This window comes from Micromonospora lacuserhaii (assembly GCF_036902735.1).
Classification (GTDB): domain Bacteria; phylum Actinomycetota; class Actinomycetes; order Mycobacteriales; family Micromonosporaceae; genus Micromonospora.
Map to the genome: position 1 here is coordinate 17991 of NZ_JBAKHO010000032.1, position 16671 is coordinate 34661.

Here is a 16671-nt window from a genome sequence, read left to right on the forward strand (position 1 = left end):
CGCAGGGCCCCTCAGTACTTCAGCAGGTTGGCGTCGTCGACGCTCGCGGAGCGCCGGGTCCGGAAGATCGACATGATGATCGCGAGCCCGACCACGACCTCGGCCGCGGCCACCACCATCACGAAGAACGCCATGATCTGGCCGTTGAGGTCACCGTTGATCCGGCTGAAGGTGACCAGCGTCAGGTTGGCCGCGTTGAGCATCAGCTCGACGCACATGAACAGCACGATCGCGTTGCGCCGGACGAGCACGCCGACGGCACCGATGGTGAAGAGCACGGCGGCGAGGATCAGGTAGTAGTCCGGCGTCATTTGTCCGTCCCCTTCAGCGTGGTCTCCTCGGCGGTCAGCTCCCGCTGCGGAAGGATCGCCGGGGTGCTGCGGTCGGTCAGCCGGCCGTCGGGCAGGCGGGCCGGGGTGGCCACCGAGGAGGAGGTGGCGAAGACACCCGGGCCGGGCTTCGGGCCGGGGTAGTTGCCGGGGCGGAACCGGGCCTTCATCGTGGCGACCTGATCCATTCGGTCCTCCTTGCGCCGCTCCACGTGCGCCAGCACCATCGCGCCGACGGCCGCCGTGATCAGCAGCGCGGAGGTCAGCTCGAAGGCGAAGACGTACTTGGTGAAGAGCAGCCGGGCGATGCCCTGCACGTTCCCCTCCGCGTTGGCCTGTTCCAGGCCCACCGCGGTGACGCCCTTGAGGGCCCGGTAGAGGCCGGTGCCGATCAGGCCGGCGAAGCCGAGGCCGAGCACCACCGCGGCGACCCGCTGGCCGCGCAGCGTCTCGATCAGCGAGTCGGAGGCGTCCCGACCGACCAGCATCAGCACGAAGAGGAAGAGCATCATGATCGCGCCGGTGTAGACGATGATCTGCACCATGCCGATGAACGGCCCCGCCTGGAGCACGTAGAACACGCCCAGGCAGAGCATGGTCAGCACCAGCCAGAGCGCGGAGTGCACCGCGTTGCGGGCCCACACCATGCCGATCGCGCCGATCAACGCGAGCGGGGCGAGGATCCAGAAGGTGACCTGCTCACCCCCGGACACCTGGCCCGCCGCGGCGAGCACCGTCTGGGTGGTCATGCCGTGCCCTCCTTGCCCTGGCCTGCCGACCCGTTGGTCGCCTCGGCCCGCTGGGCCGCCTGCTCGGCACCGGGGAAGGTCACCCCGGGGTGCTGGTCGACCTGGTACCGGCCGGGGTTGTTGGCCGAGTGCTCGGCGCCGGCCGAGGTGCCCGGGTTGGTCAGCGCGCCGACGTAGTAGTCCTTCTCGCTGTCGCCCAGTCGCATCGGGTGCGGCGGCTGCTCCATCCCCTGCAGCAGCGGCGCGAGCAGCTGCTCCTTGGTGAAGATCAGGTCCTGCCGGTTGTCCCGGGCCAGCTCGTACTCGTTGCTCATGGTGAGCGAGCGGGTCGGGCAGGCCTCGATGCAGAGCCCGCAGAAGATGCACCGGGCGTAGTTGATCTGGTAGATGCTGGCGTACCGCTCACCCGGCGAGAAGCGCTGCTCGTCGGTGTTGTCGCCGCCCTCGACGTAGATCGCGTCCGCCGGGCAGGCCCAGGCGCACAGCTCGCAGCCGATGCACTTCTCCAGGCCGTCCGGGTGCCGGTTCAGGATGTGCCGCCCGTGGTAGCGCGGCGCCGAGACCGGCGGCTTGAACGGGTAGTCGGTGGTGACGACCTTCCTGAACATGTGCGAGAAGGTGACACCGAAGCCCTTGAACGTTCCGGTGATCGCGCCCACGTCACACCTCCCTGGAGTCGGAGCCGGTGGCGATGTTGGCCGGCTCCCGCTCGGCGACCACGCGCTTGGTGCGCGGGCTCGGTGGTACCTGAAGATCCAGCGGCGGCAGCGGGAAGCTGCCGTACGGCCGGTTGTTGGCCTGTTCCTGCAGGGACGGCTTCGGCTCCGGCTTCCGGCTCGGCCAGAAGACCGTGGCCAGCAGCAGCACCCCCGCGCCGATGGCGGTGGCGAGCAGCCGGTCCCGCGACTGCCAGTCCTCGATGGAGCGCAGCCCGGCGAGGACCAGGATCCAGACCAGGTTGATCGGGAGCAGGACCTTCCAACCGAACCGCATGAACTGGTCGTAGCGGAGCCGGGGCAGGGTGCCCCGGAGCCAGACGAAGACGAAGACCAGGATCAGCACCTTGCCGAAGAACCAGAGCATCGGCCACCAGCCGGAGTTGGCGCCGGCCCAGAAGGTGGTGATCGGCGCGGGCGCCCGCCAGCCGCCGAGGAAGAGCGTCGTGGTGACCGCGGACATGGTCACCATCGAGACGTACTCGGAGAGCATGAAGAGCGCGAACTTCAGCGAGCTGTACTCGGTCATGAAGCCCGCGACCAGCTCCGACTCGGCCTCCGGGAGGTCGAACGGCGCCCGGTTGGTCTCACCGACGGTGGCGATGAAGAAGATGATGAAGCTGGGCAGCAGCAGGATCGCGTACCAGCCGGGCGCCGGGATCTCCGCGCCGCCGATGCTGAGCTGGGTGCCGTTCGCCTGCGCGGCGACGATCCCGCTGGTGGACATCGTCCCGGCGGTCATGAACACCGCCACGATGCTCAGCCCCATCGCGACCTCGTACGAGATCATCTGGGCGCTGGAGCGGAGACCGCCGAGCAGCGGGTAGGTCGAGCCGGAGGCCCAACCGCCCAGCACGATGCCGTAGATGCCCATCGACGAGCAGGCCAGCAGCACCAGCACCGCCACCGACACGTCGGTGACCTGCAACGGGGTGTGGTGGCCGAAGATGCTGACCATCGGGCCGAACGGCACCACCGACAGGGCGGTCACCGCGCAGATCACCGAGATGGTCGGCGCGAAGAAGTAGACGACCTTGTCCGCGGCCCGCGGCAGGATGTCCTCCTTGAAGGCCATCTTCAGGCCGTCGGCGAGGGTCTGCAGCAGGCCGAACGGGCCCACCTGGTTGGGGCCGGGCCGGACCTGCATGTAGCCGACGACCCGCCGCTCGAACCAGACGCCGAGCAGCGTGGCCAGCAGGCCGAAGGCGAAGGCGAAGACGATCTTGCCGAGGACCAGCCACCAGGGGTCCTTGCCGAAGTCGGCCAGCGTCGGGTCCTGCGCGAGGAGGACGTTCACCGTGCCCACCTTTCGTTCGGGACTGCGGGGCTCACTCGCTGCGCTCGTTCACTCCTCGCCCTCACTGGTTACCCCCGGCGTTGAGGAGGGGACCCGGGCGCCCGGCCTCGTCCGCCGCGACCCGACCGGCCGGAATGGCCGCGGTCGGGGCGGGAACGGAGATCCGCACGACCGTGCCGGACGCGGCCCCGAGGCTGCGCCGGACGGTCGAGCCGGGTGAATTGGTCGGCAGCCAGACGACCCCGTCCGGCATCTCGGTGATCTCGGCCGGCAGGGTCAGCGCCCCCCGGTCGGTGCCCACCGTGACCGGGTCGCCGTCGGCGACACCGATCGCGTCGGCGGTGCCCTTCGCCAGCCGGACCACCGGCGGGCGGGCGGTGCCGGCGAGGTGCTCGTCGCCGTCGGTGAGGCTGCCCAGGTCGATCAGCTGGTGCCAGGTGGCCAGTACCGCCTCGCCGGGCCCGGGCTGCCGGACGGAGGCCGGCTCCACCGTGGGGACGGCCGGTCGATCCACCCGGGTCGGCGGCAGGCCACCCAGCTCGCGCCGGATGCTCGGCACGTCACCGGTGCCGAGGCGGACGTCGAGCTGCGCGGCGAGCGCGTCGAGCACCCGACCGTCGGTCATCGCGACGGTGTTCAGCACCGCCTCGAAGGTACGCAGCCGGCCCTCCCAGTCCAGGAAGCTGCCGGCCTTCTCGACCACGGGGGCGACCGGGAGGACGACGTCCGCCCGGCGGGCCACCGCCGAGTTGCGCAGCTCCAGGCTGACCAGGAACGGCACCGCGTCCAGGGCCTCCTCGGCCAGCCGCGGGTCGGCCAGGTCGGCCGGGTCCACGCCGGCCACCACCAGGGCGCCGAGCTGGCCGTTGACGGCCGCCGTGAGGATGCCGTCGGTGTCCCGCCCGGCCTGGCTCGGGATCACCCCGGCCGGGATGTCCCAGGCCTCGCCCAGCTCCGCCCGGGCGGCCGGCTCGGTGACCGGACGCCCGCCGGGGAGCAGGTTGGGCAGGCAGCCCGCGTCGACCGCGCCGCGGTCACCCGCGCGCCGCGGCACCCACGCCAGCTTCGCGCCGGTCCGCCGGGCCACCGCCGCCGCGGCGGAGAGCCCGCCCGGCACGCTGGCCAGCCGCTCGCCGACGAAGAGGATCGCGCCCTCGGCGCTGAGCGCCTCGGCCACCGTGTCGTGCTCGGCGAGCACGCTCGCCTCCTCGCCCGGCACCACCCGGGCCAGCTTGGCCCCGAGCTTCTCCAGGCCGCGGGTGGCGAACGGCGCGATCGCGTAGACGGTCAACTTCTTCTTCAGGTACGCCTTGCGCAGCCGCAGGAAGAGGATCGGGCACTCCTCCTCCGGCTCCAGGCCGACCAGCACCACCGTGGACGCCTTCTCCACGTCCGCGTAGGTCACCTCGGTGACCCCGGCGACGCTGCTGGCCAGGAAGTCGGCCTCCTCGCGGGAGACCGGCCGGGCCCGGAAGTCGATGTCGTTGGTGTGCAGGGCCACCCGGGCGAACTTGGCGTACGCGTAGGCGTCCTCGACGGTGAGCCGGCCGCCGGTGAGCACCGCGGTGCCCCGGCCGCCGTCCCGGGCGGCGCGCAGCCCCTCGGCGGCCCGGGTCAGCGCCTCGCTCCAGGAGGCCTCGCGCAGCTCACCGGTGCTCGCGTCGCGTACCCGCGGGGTGGTGATCCGGTCGAAGGCGCGGGTGTACTGGAAGCCCCACCGCCCCTTGTCGCAGTTCCACTCCTCGTTGACCTGCGGGTCGTCGCCGGCCAGCCGGCGCAGCACCTTGCCGCGCCGCCAGTCGGTGCGCTGGGCGCAGCCGGCCGAGCAGTGCTCGCAGACGCTGGGGCTGGAGACCAGGTCGAACGGGCGGGCCCGGAACCGGTACTGGCTGCCGGTGAGCGCGCCCACCGGGCAGATCTGCACGGTGTTGCCGGAGAAGTAGGAGTTGAACGGGACGTCGCCCGCGTCGCCCTCTTCGCCGTACGCCTCGTCCCGGTAGATGTTGATCTCCTCGGCGGACGACCGGCCCATCAGGTCGATGAACTTGTCGCCGGCGATCTCCTCGGAGAACCGGGTGCAGCGCTGGCAGAGCACGCAGCGCTCGCGGTCCAGCAGCACCTGGCTGCTGATCGACATCGGCTTCTCGTACTCGCGCTTGTGCTCGTGGAAGCGGGAGTCGGTGCGGCCGGTGGACATCGCCTGGTTCTGCAGCGGGCACTCGCCGCCCTTGTCGCACATCGGGCAGTCGAGCGGGTGGTTGAGCAGCAGCAGCTCCATCACCCCCTCCTGCGCCTTCTTGGCGACCGGGGAGGTGAGCTGGGTGCGGACCACCATGCCGTCGGCGACGGTCTGGGTGCACGAGGCGACCGGCTTGCGCTGCCCCTCCACCTCGACCAGGCACTGCCGGCAGGCGCCGGCCGGGGCCAGCAGCGGGTGGTCGCAGAACCGGGGGATCTCGGTGCCCAACTGCTCGGCGACCCGGATCAGCAGCGCGCCCTTGGGGGCGGTGACCTCGACGCCGTCGATGGTGAGCGTGACCGTCTCGGTCTGCTTGGCTACGTCCGTCATCAGTGAGCTCCAACCAGCTGCTTGTCGGAGAGCTTCGGCGCGGTACGTCCCTCGATGTAGTCGAGGTAGTCCTGCTTGAAGTACTTCAGCGACGAGGTCACCGAGCTGGTCGCACCGTCACCCAGACCGCAGAACGACCGGCCGAGGATGTTGTCGCAGGTGTCGAGCAGGGTGTCCAGGTCCTCGTGGGTGCCCTGGCCGGCGAGGATCCGCCGGTAGACCCGGACCATCCAGTAGTTGCCCTCGCGGCACGGGGTGCACTTGCCGCACGACTCGTGGTGGTAGAACTCCAGCCACCGGTAGGTCGCGTACACCGGGCAGTCCTGGTCGGAGAAGATCTGGGTGGCCGTGGTGCCCAGGATCGAGCCGGCCGCCGCCACCCCCTCGAAGTCCAGCGGCACGTCCAGGTGCTCGGCGGTGAGCAGCGGCGTCGATGAGCCGCCCGGGGTCCAGAACTTCAGGTTGTGCCCGGGCTGCATCCCGCCGGCCAGCTCGATCAGCTCGCGCAGGGTGATCCCCATCGAGCACTCGAACTGGCCGGGGTTGGCGATCCGGCCGGAGAGCGAGTAGATCATCGGGCCGGAGGACTTCTCCGTCCCCATGGTCTTCCACCAGTCCGCGCCGCCCAGCACGATGGGCGGCACGCTGGCGATGGTGCCGACGTTGTTGACCACGGTCGGGCTGGCGTACAGGCCGTGGGTCGCCGGGAACGGCGGGCGCAGCCGGGGCTGGCCCCGGAAGCCCTCCAGCGAGTCCAGCAGCGCGGTCTCCTCACCGCAGATGTACGCCCCGGCGCCGGAGTGCACCACCAGCTCCAGGTCGAACCCGGAACGCATGATGTTCTTCCCGAGGTAGCCCTTGTCGTACGCCTCCCGCACCGCGTTGCGCAGCCGGCGCGCGGCGTGCACCGCCTCGCCCCGGATGTAGATGTAGGCGCGGCTGGCCCGGATCGCGTACGACGCGATGATCACGCCCTCGATCAGCGCGTGCGGGTCGTGCGTCATCAGCGGCAGGTCCTTGCAGGTGCCCGGCTCGCCCTCGTCGGCGTTGACCACCAGGTAGTGCGGCTTGTCGTCGCCCTGCGGGATGAACCCCCACTTGAGACCGGTCGGGAAGCCGGCGCCACCCCGGCCGCGCAGCCCGGAGTCCTTGATCAGCTGGATCAGGTCGTCCGGGTGGGCCTTGAGCGCCTTGCGCAGCGCCGCGTAGCCGTCGAGCTTCTCGTAGGTGCCGATCCGCCAGGCATCCGGCGACAGCCAGCGCTTGGTCAGCACGGGCGTCAGCTTGGCCAGCGTCTCCGGCCGAGGAGTGGTCACTTCTGGCCCCCCGTTTCGCTCGCGACCGCGGGGCCGCCGTTGGCGCCCGCCTCCGCTTCCTTGAGGTTGCGCTCCTGGGCACCGGCCTCGTCGCCGGCGGGCTTGCCGTCACCGGCCGGCGGGTTGGCCGCCACGCCGGCGGCCACCGCCTCCCGCGCGTCGCGCGGCGCCGGCGCGGTGGTGTCCACCGGGAGCTTGGTGCCGGGGGCGTCCGGCACGGCGGTCGCCGCGTCGGGCTGCCGGGTCTCGGCGGTACGCACCTGCGGCGACTTGCCGTCCGGGGCCTTGACGTCCGGGGCGGTGCTGCCGCCGGCCGGGGCCTTGGCGGGCTCGGCCTTGGCGGCCTCCGCGGCCTTGGCCTTGGCGGCGGCCTTGTCGGCCTCGGCCTTGCTCCGGATCGGCGTGTTCGGGTCGTAGCCGGGTACCGAGATGCCGTGCTGCTCGGCCAGGCGCAGGCCCCGCAGGGTCGGCTCGCCCGGCCCGCCGTCGGCGACCGCGCCCTCCCGCTCGTCGGCGAAGCCGGCGAGCTGGACCGCCATCTCCTTGAGCGTGCAGAGCCGGGCGCCGCGGGTCGGCATCGGCCGGCCGCCGGAGCGCAGCTCGTCGACCACGCCGAGGGCGGTCTGCGGGTCGACGCCGTCGAAGAAGTCGTAGTTGACGGTCATCACCGGGCCGTAGTCGCAGGCCGCGAGGCACTCGGCGTGCTCCAGGGTGATCTTCCCGTCGGCGGTGGTCTCGTCGTGCCCGACGCCGAGGTGCTCGGCGAGGGTGTCGTAGACCGCCTGGCCGCCCAGCACGTCGCACATCGTGTTGGTGCAGACGCTGACCAGGTAGTCGCCGGTGGGCCGGCGCTTGTACATGGTGTAGAAGGTCGCCACCGCGCCGACCTGGGCCTTGTTCAGCCCGAGCACCTCGGCGCAGAACTCGACGCCGGCCGGGGAGACGTAGCCCTGCTCGGACTGCACCAGGTGCAGCAGCGGCAACAGCGCCGAGCGGGACCGGTCGGCCGGGTACCGGGCGACGATCTCCCTGGCCCGCTCGCGAGTCGTTTCACTGAAGGTCATCGGTCACAACCACCCATCACGGGGTCCAGCGAGGCGCCACCGGCGATCACGTCGGCGATCAGGCCGCCCTCGGCCATCGCCGGGAGGGCCTGGAGGTTGACGAAGCTCGGCTCCCGGTAGTGCACGCGGTACGGGCGGGTGCCGCCGTCGGAGACCGCGTGCACGCCCAGCTCACCGCGGGGCGACTCGATCCCGACGTACACCTGGCCCGGCGGGACCCGGAAGCCCTCGGTGACGAGCTTGAAGTGGTGGATCAGCGACTCCATCGACTGACCCATGATCTTGGCGACGTGCTCCAGCGAGTTGCCCATGCCGTCGACGCCGATGGCGAGCTGCGCCGGCCACGCGATCTTGCGGTCGGCGACCATCACCGGGCCCGGCTTCAACCGGTCCAGCGCCTGCTCGACCAGCTTCAGCGACTCCCGGATCTCGGCGAGCCGGACCAGGTAGCGGCCCCAGACGTCACCGTCCGGGTGGGTCGGCACGTCGAACTCGTACGTCTCGTAGCCGCAGTACGGCATCGTCTTGCGCAGGTCCCAGGCCAGGCCCGCGGAGCGGAGCACCGGGCCGGTGACCCCGAGCGCGACGCAGGCGGTCACGTCGAGCACCGCGACGCCCTTGGTCCGCTCGGTCCAGATCGGCTGGCCGGAGAGGAGGTCCTCGTACTCCTTGAGCTTCTTCGGCATCATCGTGAGGAAGTTGCGGATCTTGACGATCGCCTCGTCCGGCACGTCCTGCGCCACGCCGCCCGGCCGGATGTACGCGTGGTTCATCCGCAGGCCGGTGATGGTCTCGAAGATGTCGAGGATGTACTCCCGCTCGCGGAAGCCGTACAGCATGATCGAGATCGCGCCCAGCTCCATGCCGGTGGTGGCCAGCCAGACCAGGTGCGAGGAGATCCGGTTCAGCTCCATCATCAGCACCCGGATGGTGGTGGCCCGCTCGGTGATCTCGTCGGTGATGCCGAGCAGCTTCTCCACCGCCAGCGCGTACGCCGTCTCGTTGAACAGCGGGGAGAGGTAGTCCATCCGGGTCACGAAGGTCGAGCCCTGGACCCAGTTGCGGTATTCGAGGTTCTTCTCGATGCCGGTGTGCAGGTAGCCGACGACCGAGCGGGCCTCGCGGACCGTCTCGCCCTCAAGCTCCAGGATCAGCCGGAGCACGCCGTGCGTGGACGGGTGCTGCGGACCCATGTTGACGACGATCCGCTCGTCGTTGATCGGGTCGGTGCCCGAGACGACCTGGTCCCAGTCCCCACCGGTGACGGTGAAGACCTTCCCCTCGGTGGTCTCACGCTCGGTCGCGTAGTTGGACGTGGTCACTGGTAGGACCTCCTACGGTCCGGCGGCGGGATTTCCGCACCCTTGTACTCGACGGGGATGCCGCCGAGCGGGTAGTCCTTGCGCTGCGGGTGACCCTCCCAGTCGTCCGGCATGAGGATCCGGGTGAGGTTGGGGTGGCCGTCGAAGACGATGCCGAACATGTCGTACGCCTCCCGCTCCTGCCAGTCGGCGGTCGGGTAGACGGCGGTGACGCTCGGCAGGTGGGGCTGCTCGACGGAGACCGCGGCCTCCAGCCGGACCCGACGCCGGTAGGTCATCGAGGTGAGCTGGTAGACCACGTGCAGCCGGCGCTCGTCGGCGCCGAGGTAGTCGGCCCCGGAGACCGAGGAGCAGAGCTCGAAGCGGAGCCCGATGTCGTCCCGCATCACCTGGCAGACCTCGGCGATCCGCTCGGGGCGGACGTGCAGGGTCAGCTCGCCGCGGTCGACCACGACCTTCTCGATCGCGTCGGCGAAGCCCGAGTACGCCTCCTCCAGCGCGTCGCGGACCTCGTCGAAGTAGCTCCCGTACGGCCGGGGGGTCTCCTCGATCGGCTTGCGCTGGCGGACCAGGCCGCCGTAGCCGGAGACGTCGCCGGTGCCGTGCATGCCGAACATGCCGCGGCCGGCGGGGCTGGACGGCGGGTACTCGGCCGGGGCGCCGGTGCTGGCCCCCGCCGGGGTGACCGGTACCGGTACCCCGCCGTCGTTGTTCCTGTCGTTCGGTGCGGTCACTTCGGGCCCCCGTGCGCGTGGAGGTGGTTCTGGGCGTTCATCCAGTTCTCGATCCGCAACTGCTCCTCGCGCCCCTCGCGGACCGCCTGGGTCCACTCGGCACGCCGGGCCTTGTCGTTGCGGTACGAGGACGGCATCGAGCCGTACGGCACGACCGGGACGTCGCCGCGCTCCTGGCGGGCCGCCAGCATCTTGCGCCCGTTCGCGCCCAGCGGCTCGTACATGATCTTCTCGCGAAGCTTGAGGATCGCGTCGATGAGCATCTCGGGCCGGGGCGGGCAGCCCGGGAGGTACATGTCGACCGGCACCACGTGGTCGACGCCCTGGACGATGGCGTAGTTGTTGAACATGCCGCCGCTGCTGGCGCAGACGCCCATGGAGAGCACCCAGCGGGGCTCGGCCATCTGGTCGTAGATCTGGCGCAGGACCGGGGCCATCTTCTGGCTCACCCGACCGGCCACGATCATCAGGTCGGCCTGGCGCGGCGAGGCCCGGAAGACCTCCATGCCCCAGCGGCCCATGTCGTAGTGCGGACCGCCGGCGGCCATCATCTCGATGGCGCAGCAGGCCAGGCCGAAGGTGGCGCCCCAGACGGACGACTTCCGCGACCAGTTGACCAGCTTCTCCACGGAGGTGAGCAGGACGCCGGCCGGGAGCTTCTCCTCGATGCCCATCTGACGTACCTCCCTCAGTCCCAGTCCAGGCCGCCGCGCCGCCACACGTAGGCGTAAGCGACGAAGACCGCGACGATGAACATGACCATCTCCACGAAGCCGAAGATCGGCAGGGCGTCGAACGAGACCGCCCAGGGGTACAGGAAGATGATCTCGATGTCGAAGACGATGAAGAGCATCGCCGTCAGGTAGAACTTGATCGGGAACCGGCCGCCGCCGACGGGCTGCGGGCTCGGCTCGATGCCGCACTCGTACGCCTCGAGCTTGGCCTTGTTGAAGCGCCGGGGACCGGCGAAGCGGGCGGCGGCCACGGAGAACAGCGAGAACCCCGCGGCGAGGGCGAACAGCCCGATGATCGGTGCGTAAGGCGAGAGCGACATCTTTTCTCCTGCTCGTCCTTCCCCTGCCCCTGGTACTTGGCGAAAATCACACTATTCACGTCCCTCGTGACGTCCGCCAGCGGGGGTCGATCTCTGTCCGCGCCCGGGCCTCGCGGCCCGAACGCGGTGGTCTAGACGGCCGGTGCCGCCTTCGTCATCGCGTTGATGACCCGGTCCATCGCATCCCCGCCGCGCGGGTCGGTCAGGTTGGCCAGCAGCTTGAGCACGAAGCGCATCAGCGTCGGGTGCGGCATGCCGTGCTTGGTCGCCATCCGCATCACCTCGGGACGGCCGATCAGCTTGACGAAGATTCCGCCGAGCCGGTAGTAGCCACCGAAGCGCGCCTTCAGCTCCTGCGGGTACGCCATCAGCGCCCGCTCCCGCTCGGGGCCGGCCGGCCGGGCGAGCGCCTGGACCGCGATCTCCGCGGCCAGCTCGCCGGACTCCATCGCGTACGCGATGCCCTCGCCGTTGAACGGGTTGACCATGCCGCCGGAGTCGCCGACCAGCATGACGCCCCGGGTGTAGTGCGGGACCCGGTTGAAGCCCATCGGCAGCGCGGCGCCCAGGATCGGCCCTTCGGCGTTCGTCTCGTCGGTCATCCCCCAGTCCTCCGGGGTGTTGGCCAGCCAGTCGGTGAGCAGCCGCCGGTAGTTCGTCTTGCCGAAGGCGGAGGAGGAGTTCAGGATGCCGAGGCCGGCGTTGACCCGGCCGTCGCCGAGGCCGAAGATCCAGCCGTAGCCGGGGAGCAGGGCGTCGCTGCCCTTGCCGCGCAGCTCCAGCCAGGACTCCAGGTAGTTGTCGTCGTGCTTGGCGGGCGAGCGGTAGTAGCGCCGCACGGCCACCCCGATCGGCCGGTCCTCCCGCTTGGCCAGCCCGAGGGCGAGCGGGAAGCGGCCGGAGACGCCGTCCGCGGCGACCACCAGCGGCGCGTGGAAGGCGACGGGTTCCTTGTCCGGGCCGGCCTCGGCCTGCACGCCGATCACCCGGTCGTCGGCGTCGAGCACCGGACCGATGACGTTGACGCTGGTGCGCAGCTTGGCGCCGGCGGCGACCGCCCGCTGGGCGAGCAGGTCGTCGAAGTCCAGCCGGGTACGGACCAGTCCGTAGTTGGGGAAGCTGGCCAGGTCGGGCCAGTCCAGTTCGAGGCGTACCCCGCCGCCGATCACCCGCAGGCCCCTGTTGTGCAGCCAGCCGGCCTCGGGCGAGGTGTCCACGCCCATCCGGATGAGCTGCCGGGTCGCCCGGGGGGTGAGCCCGTCCCCGCACACCTTCTCGCGAGGGAACTCGGTCTTCTCCAGCAGCAGCACGCGTACGCCGTGCCGCGCCAGGTGGTACGCCGTCGCCGATCCTCCGGGACCGGCGCCCACCACGATCACGTCGGCGTCGTTCTCCACCGAAGTCATCTGCGCCTCCTCCCGCGTGCTCGTGAAATGCTTCACAAGCCGATCGGGTTGGAGTCTATGACCGGCGTTACACCCCGGACCGCTGAGGGGTACCTAACTTGCCGGAAACACTCGGGGCGGCGTCGACCTGGGGATCAGCGCCGCACGGGGCTCGCCGGGTCCAGGCCGGCGTCGGCCCGGATCGTCTCGGGCAGGTGCTCGCGCAGCGCGCCGCCGGCCGCCCGGTCGAGCGCGGCCAGCACCTCGGCGACCACCTGACGGACGTCGGTGGGATCGGCGCCGGCCAGCTCCCTGAGCTGGGCGATGAGTTCGGCCGCGTCGTCGTCGGTCGGCACGTCCGGCTTGTCTGCTGCCGTCATGGGGGCGAGCCTACGGGGCAAAGTAGACTAAAAACCGATATTCACGAAACAGACGGCTGAATGCCCCGTCAGTCGCGAACCGCCCGGTGCAGCGCGACCACGCCACCGGTCAGGTTGCGCCAGGCGACCTGCCCCCAGCCGGCCGCGCCGATCCGCGCCGCCAACGCCGGCTGGTCCGGCCAGGCCCGGATCGACTCGGCGAGATAGACGTACGCGTCGGGGTTGCTGGAGACCGCCCGCGCCACCGCCGGCAGCGACCGCATCAGGTACGACAGGTAGACCGTGCGGAAGGCGGGGTTGACCGGGGTGCTGAACTCGCAGACCACCAGCCGGCCACCGGGCCGGGTGACCCGGGCCAGCTCACGCAGCGCCGCGTCGGTGTCGTTGACGTTGCGCAGCGCGAAGGAGATGGTCACCGCGTCGAAGCTGGCGTCAGCGAACGGCAGCCGCAAGGCGTCCCCGGCCAGCAGCGGCACCGCCGGGCGGGTCCGCTTGCCGGCGTGCAGCATCCCCAGCGACAGGTCCGCGCCCACCGCGTACGCCCCGGAGTACGCCAGCTCCTCGGTCGAGACACCGGTGCCCGCGCCGACGTCCAGGACCTTCTGCCCCGGACGCAGGTCGAGCGCGGCGCGGGTCGCCCGCCGCCAGGACCGGTCCTGCCCGAAGGAGAGCACGGTGTTGGTCAGGTCGTAGCGGGCGGCCACGCCGTCGAACATCGCGGCGACCTCGTGCGGCTGCTTGTCCAGGCTGGCGCGCTGGCCCTGCGGGGAACGGCTCACCCCTCCACTCTGCCAGCCCGACCGTGGCCGCTGGCCGCTGGGTCTCGCCGCCCGGGTACGCAGAAAGGGCGGGGTGGTCACCCACCCCGCCCTTTGCCGTGGCAGAAGATCAGTCCTCGGACTTCTCGTCCCCCGGGGTCACCAGCACGACCCGGCGCCGGCGGGAGAGCACCAGCAGCGCCCCGCCCGCGAGCAGGATCGCCCCGCCGATGCCGCCGATCAGGCCGACCTGCGTGCCGGTCACCGGCAGGCCGCCGTCGCCGCCACCGCTGCCGCCACCGGCGGTCGGGCTCGCGGTCGGGGCGCCGGTCGGCTGACCGGTCGGGGTCGCGGTCGGCGTCGCCGTCGGGCTCGCGGTCGGCGAACCGGTCGGGGTCGGCTCGACGGTCAGGTCGACGAAGACGTCGAACTGGGCGGTGTTGTCACCGTCGTCGGTCTCGGTGAAGGTCCGCCGCTGGGCGCCGGTGGCGACCTGCGGCTCCTCTTCGGGCTGACCCTCGGCGGCGTCCAGACCGGCGGCGAAGACGAAGCCCGGGCGGAGCAGCTTCTCGGTGACGCCCGCGCCGACCTTCACCCGCACGTCGGCGGTGTAGAACTGGCCCGGCCGCAGCACCGCGCCGGCGTCCTCGCAGTACGCCTGCGCGAACCCGCCGAGCTCCTGCTCGACGCAGCCCTCCGGCACCTCGGCGAAGGTGACGCCGGCCGGCAGGGTGATGCCGTACGCGATGCCGGTGGCCCGCCGGCTGCCGTCGTTGAAGACGACCCAGTCCAGCGGCGCGGTCTCGCCCGGCTTGACGCCCCTGAGGGCCGACTCGCCGGCCTCGTCGCCGTCGACCGTCACGTCGGCGTAGACGTCCTGCGCCCAGGTGGTGAGGTCGTAGCCGGGGCGGGCGACGGTGATGTCGTGCTCGACGGTGTTGTCGTCGAGGTTGGGGTCGGCGGTGGCCGAGCTGATGGTGACCACCAGGGTGCCGGCGGCGCCGCGGCCGCCGGTGGAGAAGAGCGGGATGTAGAAGTCCTCGGTGGTGCCACCGGCCAGGTCGCCGAGGAGGCAGGTGAAGGCGGTGCCATCGACCTCACAGCCGTCCGGGACGACCACGCCGACCTTGTTGTCCTTGAGGTCCTTGGTCTCGACGGTCACCGAGACGTCCTTGGCGTCGACAGCGCTGCGGGTGTTGTCGACAGTGAACTTGAACGGCTTGGCCTTGGCCTCCTTGACGCCCTTGGCCAGCTCGTAGCTGAGCGGGATCAGCTGGAGGTCCGCCTGGTCGGCGGCCTGTGCGGGCGCGGCGCCGGTGGCCACGCCACCGGCGGCGAGCAGGGCCACGGCGCCGAGACGGGCCAGGGCCGTGCGGTGGAACAGTGTCATCGGTCCCCCGGGGTTAGGGAAGAACGGAAGGTTGCGAACCGGCCGGACGTTATCGGACATCGATGGGCCTGCGCCAGCCGCGACAGGCGCTTTCCGTCCACACCGGTCCGAACGGATGAAACGGTGCGGGCGGGATGGTCGCCCATCCCGCCCGCACCGCCCTACGTCAGCTCGACGATGCTCAGGCCGTCGGCTTCTCGTCGCCCGGCGTCACCAGCACCACCCGACGCCGACGCGCCGCCAGGAACAGCACCCCACCGGCGATCGCCGCCGCGACACCGACGCCACCGATCAGACCCGCCTGCGGGCCGGTCACCGGTAGACCGCCGCCGCCGTTGCCGTTGTCGCCACCGGTGCCGCCACCGCCACCGTTCGGCTTCGCCGCCACGATCACCGCGAAGTTGTCGCTGTTGTCGCTCTCGTCGATGTCGGTCGCCTTCGCGCCGGCCGCCGCCTCCTTGAGGAACGAGGGCAGCGTGGAGCCGGTCGCGGCCAGGGTCTTCTCGTTGGCCGGAAGCTCACCGCGAGCGCTCACCGTGACCATGCCGCCGGTCAGGCTCACCGGCGCCTTCACGTCGGCGGCGACCTTCACCGGGAAGACGCCCCAGAGGTCCTCGCCCGGCTTGAGCTTGAGCAGGCCGGCCTGGCAGTCGGCGGTACGCCGGTCGGCGCTGAACTCGCACTCCTTGAGGTCCCAGCTGAAGGTGACCCCCTTGGGGAGGGTGACCTTCAGGTCGAGACCGTCGGCGATCATGTCGCCCTGATTGAAGATGAACGCCTGGGCGATCGTCTCCTCGCCCGGCTTCAGCAGCGGCGCCTTGGCCGGGTCGGTGTCCCAGTCCTCCGGCTTGATCCGGCGATCCACGTCCGGCGCCAGCACGGAGAGGTCGACGCCGCTCTCCTCGGTGAACTCGACCTGGACGGTCTTGGAGTCGTTGGTTGGGTCGGTGTCCTCCGGCGACTGCACGGTGAAGGTGACCGGCGCCGAGTAGGCGCCCTGAACGGTGTCCTTGAAGATGACCAACGGCAGCTCCACGGTGGCGCCGGGGGCCGGGATCTCCCGCTCGGTCAGGGTGCACACCCAGGTGCTGGCGGTGCCGGGCTCGCACTCGTCGGCGAACGGCAGCACGCCCGCCTTCGCCGGGTCGAGCTTGGCGATGTCGATGATGACCTGCGCCTTCGACGGCGTGTTCTCGCCCTTGTTGCTGATCTTGACGAACGCAGCCTTGCCCTCGACGTTCGCCGCGATGCGGGTGCCGGCGACGTCGAGCGACAGGTCGGTCCCGGTGCCCGCCGCGTACGCCGGCACGCCCAGCGCGGTGAACGCGCCGGAGGCGAGCAGGGCGGCGGCGCCGAGCCGCGCCAACGGTCGGTTGTGGAAGATCATGGAAGGTTCCCCCGTGGGAAGAGAAAAGGTGGATCGGGCGGACATTAGCGGGCGGCGATCCACCTCGCCACCCCGCGCGCCGGGCGACTCGGCGTCGGACGCCGGCGGACGACCCGAAGTGCCGGTATTGATGACTCTTGTCGGCCTCGAGGTGACCGCCACCTCCCCCGAACGGCCGACCCGTTCAGCATCTCCGGACCACGACCTGGCCGTTCGAGAAA

General features: G+C 71.0%; 16 protein-coding genes. All 16 read right to left on the reverse strand.

Annotated features, from left to right (window positions below; translation table 11 throughout):
• Nucleotides 1-11: 11 nt before the first annotated feature.
• The 16 genes from nuoK to V6U81_RS19485 all read right to left on the reverse strand — a co-directional run bounded on the left by nuoK (nt 12) and on the right by V6U81_RS19485 (nt 16450).
• Nucleotides 12-311 carry an NADH-quinone oxidoreductase subunit NuoK gene (gene nuoK / locus V6U81_RS19410; RefSeq protein WP_088959269.1) on the reverse strand — a complete coding sequence of 100 codons (300 nt, stop codon included), beginning with the start codon at nt 309-311 and terminating at the stop codon, nt 12-14.
• Complete coding sequence (locus tag V6U81_RS19415; RefSeq protein ID WP_334491229.1) at nt 308-1078, reverse strand: NADH-quinone oxidoreductase subunit J; 771 nt, start codon at nt 1076-1078, stop codon at nt 308-310. Before V6U81_RS19415 ends, nuoK begins: the two co-directional genes overlap by 4 nt.
• On the reverse strand, nt 1075-1737 hold the full coding sequence (gene nuoI / locus V6U81_RS19420) for an NADH-quinone oxidoreductase subunit NuoI (protein WP_334491230.1): 663 nt from the start codon (nt 1735-1737) through the stop codon (nt 1075-1077). The genes V6U81_RS19415 and nuoI overlap by 4 nt, the downstream gene beginning before the upstream one ends.
• Before the next feature lies 1 nt (nt 1738).
• Nucleotides 1739-3091, reverse strand: coding sequence for an NADH-quinone oxidoreductase subunit NuoH (gene nuoH, locus V6U81_RS19425; RefSeq protein WP_334491231.1), 1353 nt, complete (start codon nt 3089-3091; stop codon nt 1739-1741).
• Nucleotides 3092-3152: 61 nt separating this feature from the next.
• Nucleotides 3153-5660 carry an NADH-quinone oxidoreductase subunit G gene (locus V6U81_RS19430; RefSeq protein ID WP_334491232.1) on the reverse strand — a complete coding sequence of 836 codons (2508 nt, stop codon included), beginning with the start codon at nt 5658-5660 and terminating at the stop codon, nt 3153-3155.
• Nucleotides 5660-6976 carry an NADH-quinone oxidoreductase subunit NuoF gene (nuoF, locus tag V6U81_RS19435; protein ID WP_334491233.1) on the reverse strand — a complete coding sequence of 439 codons (1317 nt, stop codon included), beginning with the start codon at nt 6974-6976 and terminating at the stop codon, nt 5660-5662. The genes V6U81_RS19430 and nuoF overlap by 1 nt, the downstream gene beginning before the upstream one ends.
• A complete protein-coding gene (gene nuoE, locus V6U81_RS19440) occupies nt 6973-8040 on the reverse strand; it encodes an NADH-quinone oxidoreductase subunit NuoE (protein WP_334491235.1) in 1068 nt (355 codons plus the stop codon). The genes nuoF and nuoE overlap by 4 nt, the downstream gene beginning before the upstream one ends.
• Complete coding sequence (locus V6U81_RS19445; RefSeq protein WP_334491236.1) at nt 8037-9362, reverse strand: NADH-quinone oxidoreductase subunit D; 1326 nt, start codon at nt 9360-9362, stop codon at nt 8037-8039. Before V6U81_RS19445 ends, nuoE begins: the two co-directional genes overlap by 4 nt.
• Nucleotides 9359-10096 (reverse strand): NADH-quinone oxidoreductase subunit C, encoded by a 738-nt coding sequence (locus tag V6U81_RS19450; protein WP_334491237.1) that lies wholly within the window; start codon nt 10094-10096, stop codon nt 9359-9361. Before V6U81_RS19450 ends, V6U81_RS19445 begins: the two co-directional genes overlap by 4 nt.
• On the reverse strand, nt 10093-10770 hold the full coding sequence (locus tag V6U81_RS19455) for a NuoB/complex I 20 kDa subunit family protein (RefSeq protein WP_334491239.1): 678 nt from the start codon (nt 10768-10770) through the stop codon (nt 10093-10095). Before V6U81_RS19455 ends, V6U81_RS19450 begins: the two co-directional genes overlap by 4 nt.
• A gap of 14 nt (nt 10771-10784) precedes the next feature.
• Nucleotides 10785-11150 (reverse strand): NADH-quinone oxidoreductase subunit A, encoded by a 366-nt coding sequence (locus tag V6U81_RS19460; RefSeq protein ID WP_088959279.1) that lies wholly within the window; start codon nt 11148-11150, stop codon nt 10785-10787.
• Between the two features lie 131 nt (nt 11151-11281).
• Entirely contained in the window at nt 11282-12556 is a 1275-nt protein-coding gene (locus V6U81_RS19465) for a geranylgeranyl reductase family protein (protein ID WP_334491242.1), read from the reverse strand.
• A 134-nt stretch (nt 12557-12690) separates the two neighbouring features.
• Complete coding sequence (locus V6U81_RS19470) at nt 12691-12915, reverse strand: hypothetical protein (protein ID WP_334491244.1); 225 nt, start codon at nt 12913-12915, stop codon at nt 12691-12693.
• A gap of 68 nt (nt 12916-12983) precedes the next feature.
• Entirely contained in the window at nt 12984-13694 is a 711-nt protein-coding gene (locus V6U81_RS19475) for a demethylmenaquinone methyltransferase (protein WP_334491247.1), read from the reverse strand.
• Nucleotides 13695-13803: 109 nt separating this feature from the next.
• A complete protein-coding gene (locus V6U81_RS19480; protein ID WP_334491249.1) occupies nt 13804-15063 on the reverse strand; it encodes an LPXTG cell wall anchor domain-containing protein in 1260 nt (419 codons plus the stop codon).
• 181 nt (nt 15064-15244) lie between these two features.
• Nucleotides 15245-16450 (reverse strand): cell wall anchor protein, encoded by a 1206-nt coding sequence (locus tag V6U81_RS19485; protein ID WP_334491251.1) that lies wholly within the window; start codon nt 16448-16450, stop codon nt 15245-15247.
• Nucleotides 16451-16671: the final 221 nt, after the last annotated feature.

Excerpts from the sequence above, each read along its gene's own strand:
- V6U81_RS19455 (WP_334491239.1), bottom strand. The coding sequence starts at position 10,770 with ATGGGCATCGAGGAGAAGCTCCCGGCCGGCGTCCTGCTCACCTCCGTG.
- V6U81_RS19465 (WP_334491242.1), bottom strand. The coding sequence starts at position 12,556 with ATGACTTCGGTGGAGAACGACGCCGACGTGATCGTGGTGGGCGCCGGT.
- V6U81_RS19470 (WP_334491244.1), bottom strand. The coding sequence starts at position 12,915 with ATGACGGCAGCAGACAAGCCGGACGTGCCGACCGACGACGACGCGGCC.
- nuoE (WP_334491235.1), bottom strand. The coding sequence starts at position 8,040 with ATGACCTTCAGTGAAACGACTCGCGAGCGGGCCAGGGAGATCGTCGCC.
- V6U81_RS19485 (WP_334491251.1), bottom strand. The coding sequence starts at position 16,450 with ATGATCTTCCACAACCGACCGTTGGCGCGGCTCGGCGCCGCCGCCCTG.
- V6U81_RS19415 (WP_334491229.1), bottom strand. The coding sequence starts at position 1,078 with ATGACCACCCAGACGGTGCTCGCCGCGGCGGGCCAGGTGTCCGGGGGT.
- nuoK (WP_088959269.1), bottom strand. The coding sequence starts at position 311 with ATGACGCCGGACTACTACCTGATCCTCGCCGCCGTGCTCTTCACCATC.
- V6U81_RS19460 (WP_088959279.1), bottom strand. The coding sequence starts at position 11,150 with ATGTCGCTCTCGCCTTACGCACCGATCATCGGGCTGTTCGCCCTCGCC.
- V6U81_RS19480 (WP_334491249.1), bottom strand. The coding sequence starts at position 15,063 with ATGACACTGTTCCACCGCACGGCCCTGGCCCGTCTCGGCGCCGTGGCC.
- V6U81_RS19430 (WP_334491232.1), bottom strand. The coding sequence starts at position 5,660 with ATGACGGACGTAGCCAAGCAGACCGAGACGGTCACGCTCACCATCGAC.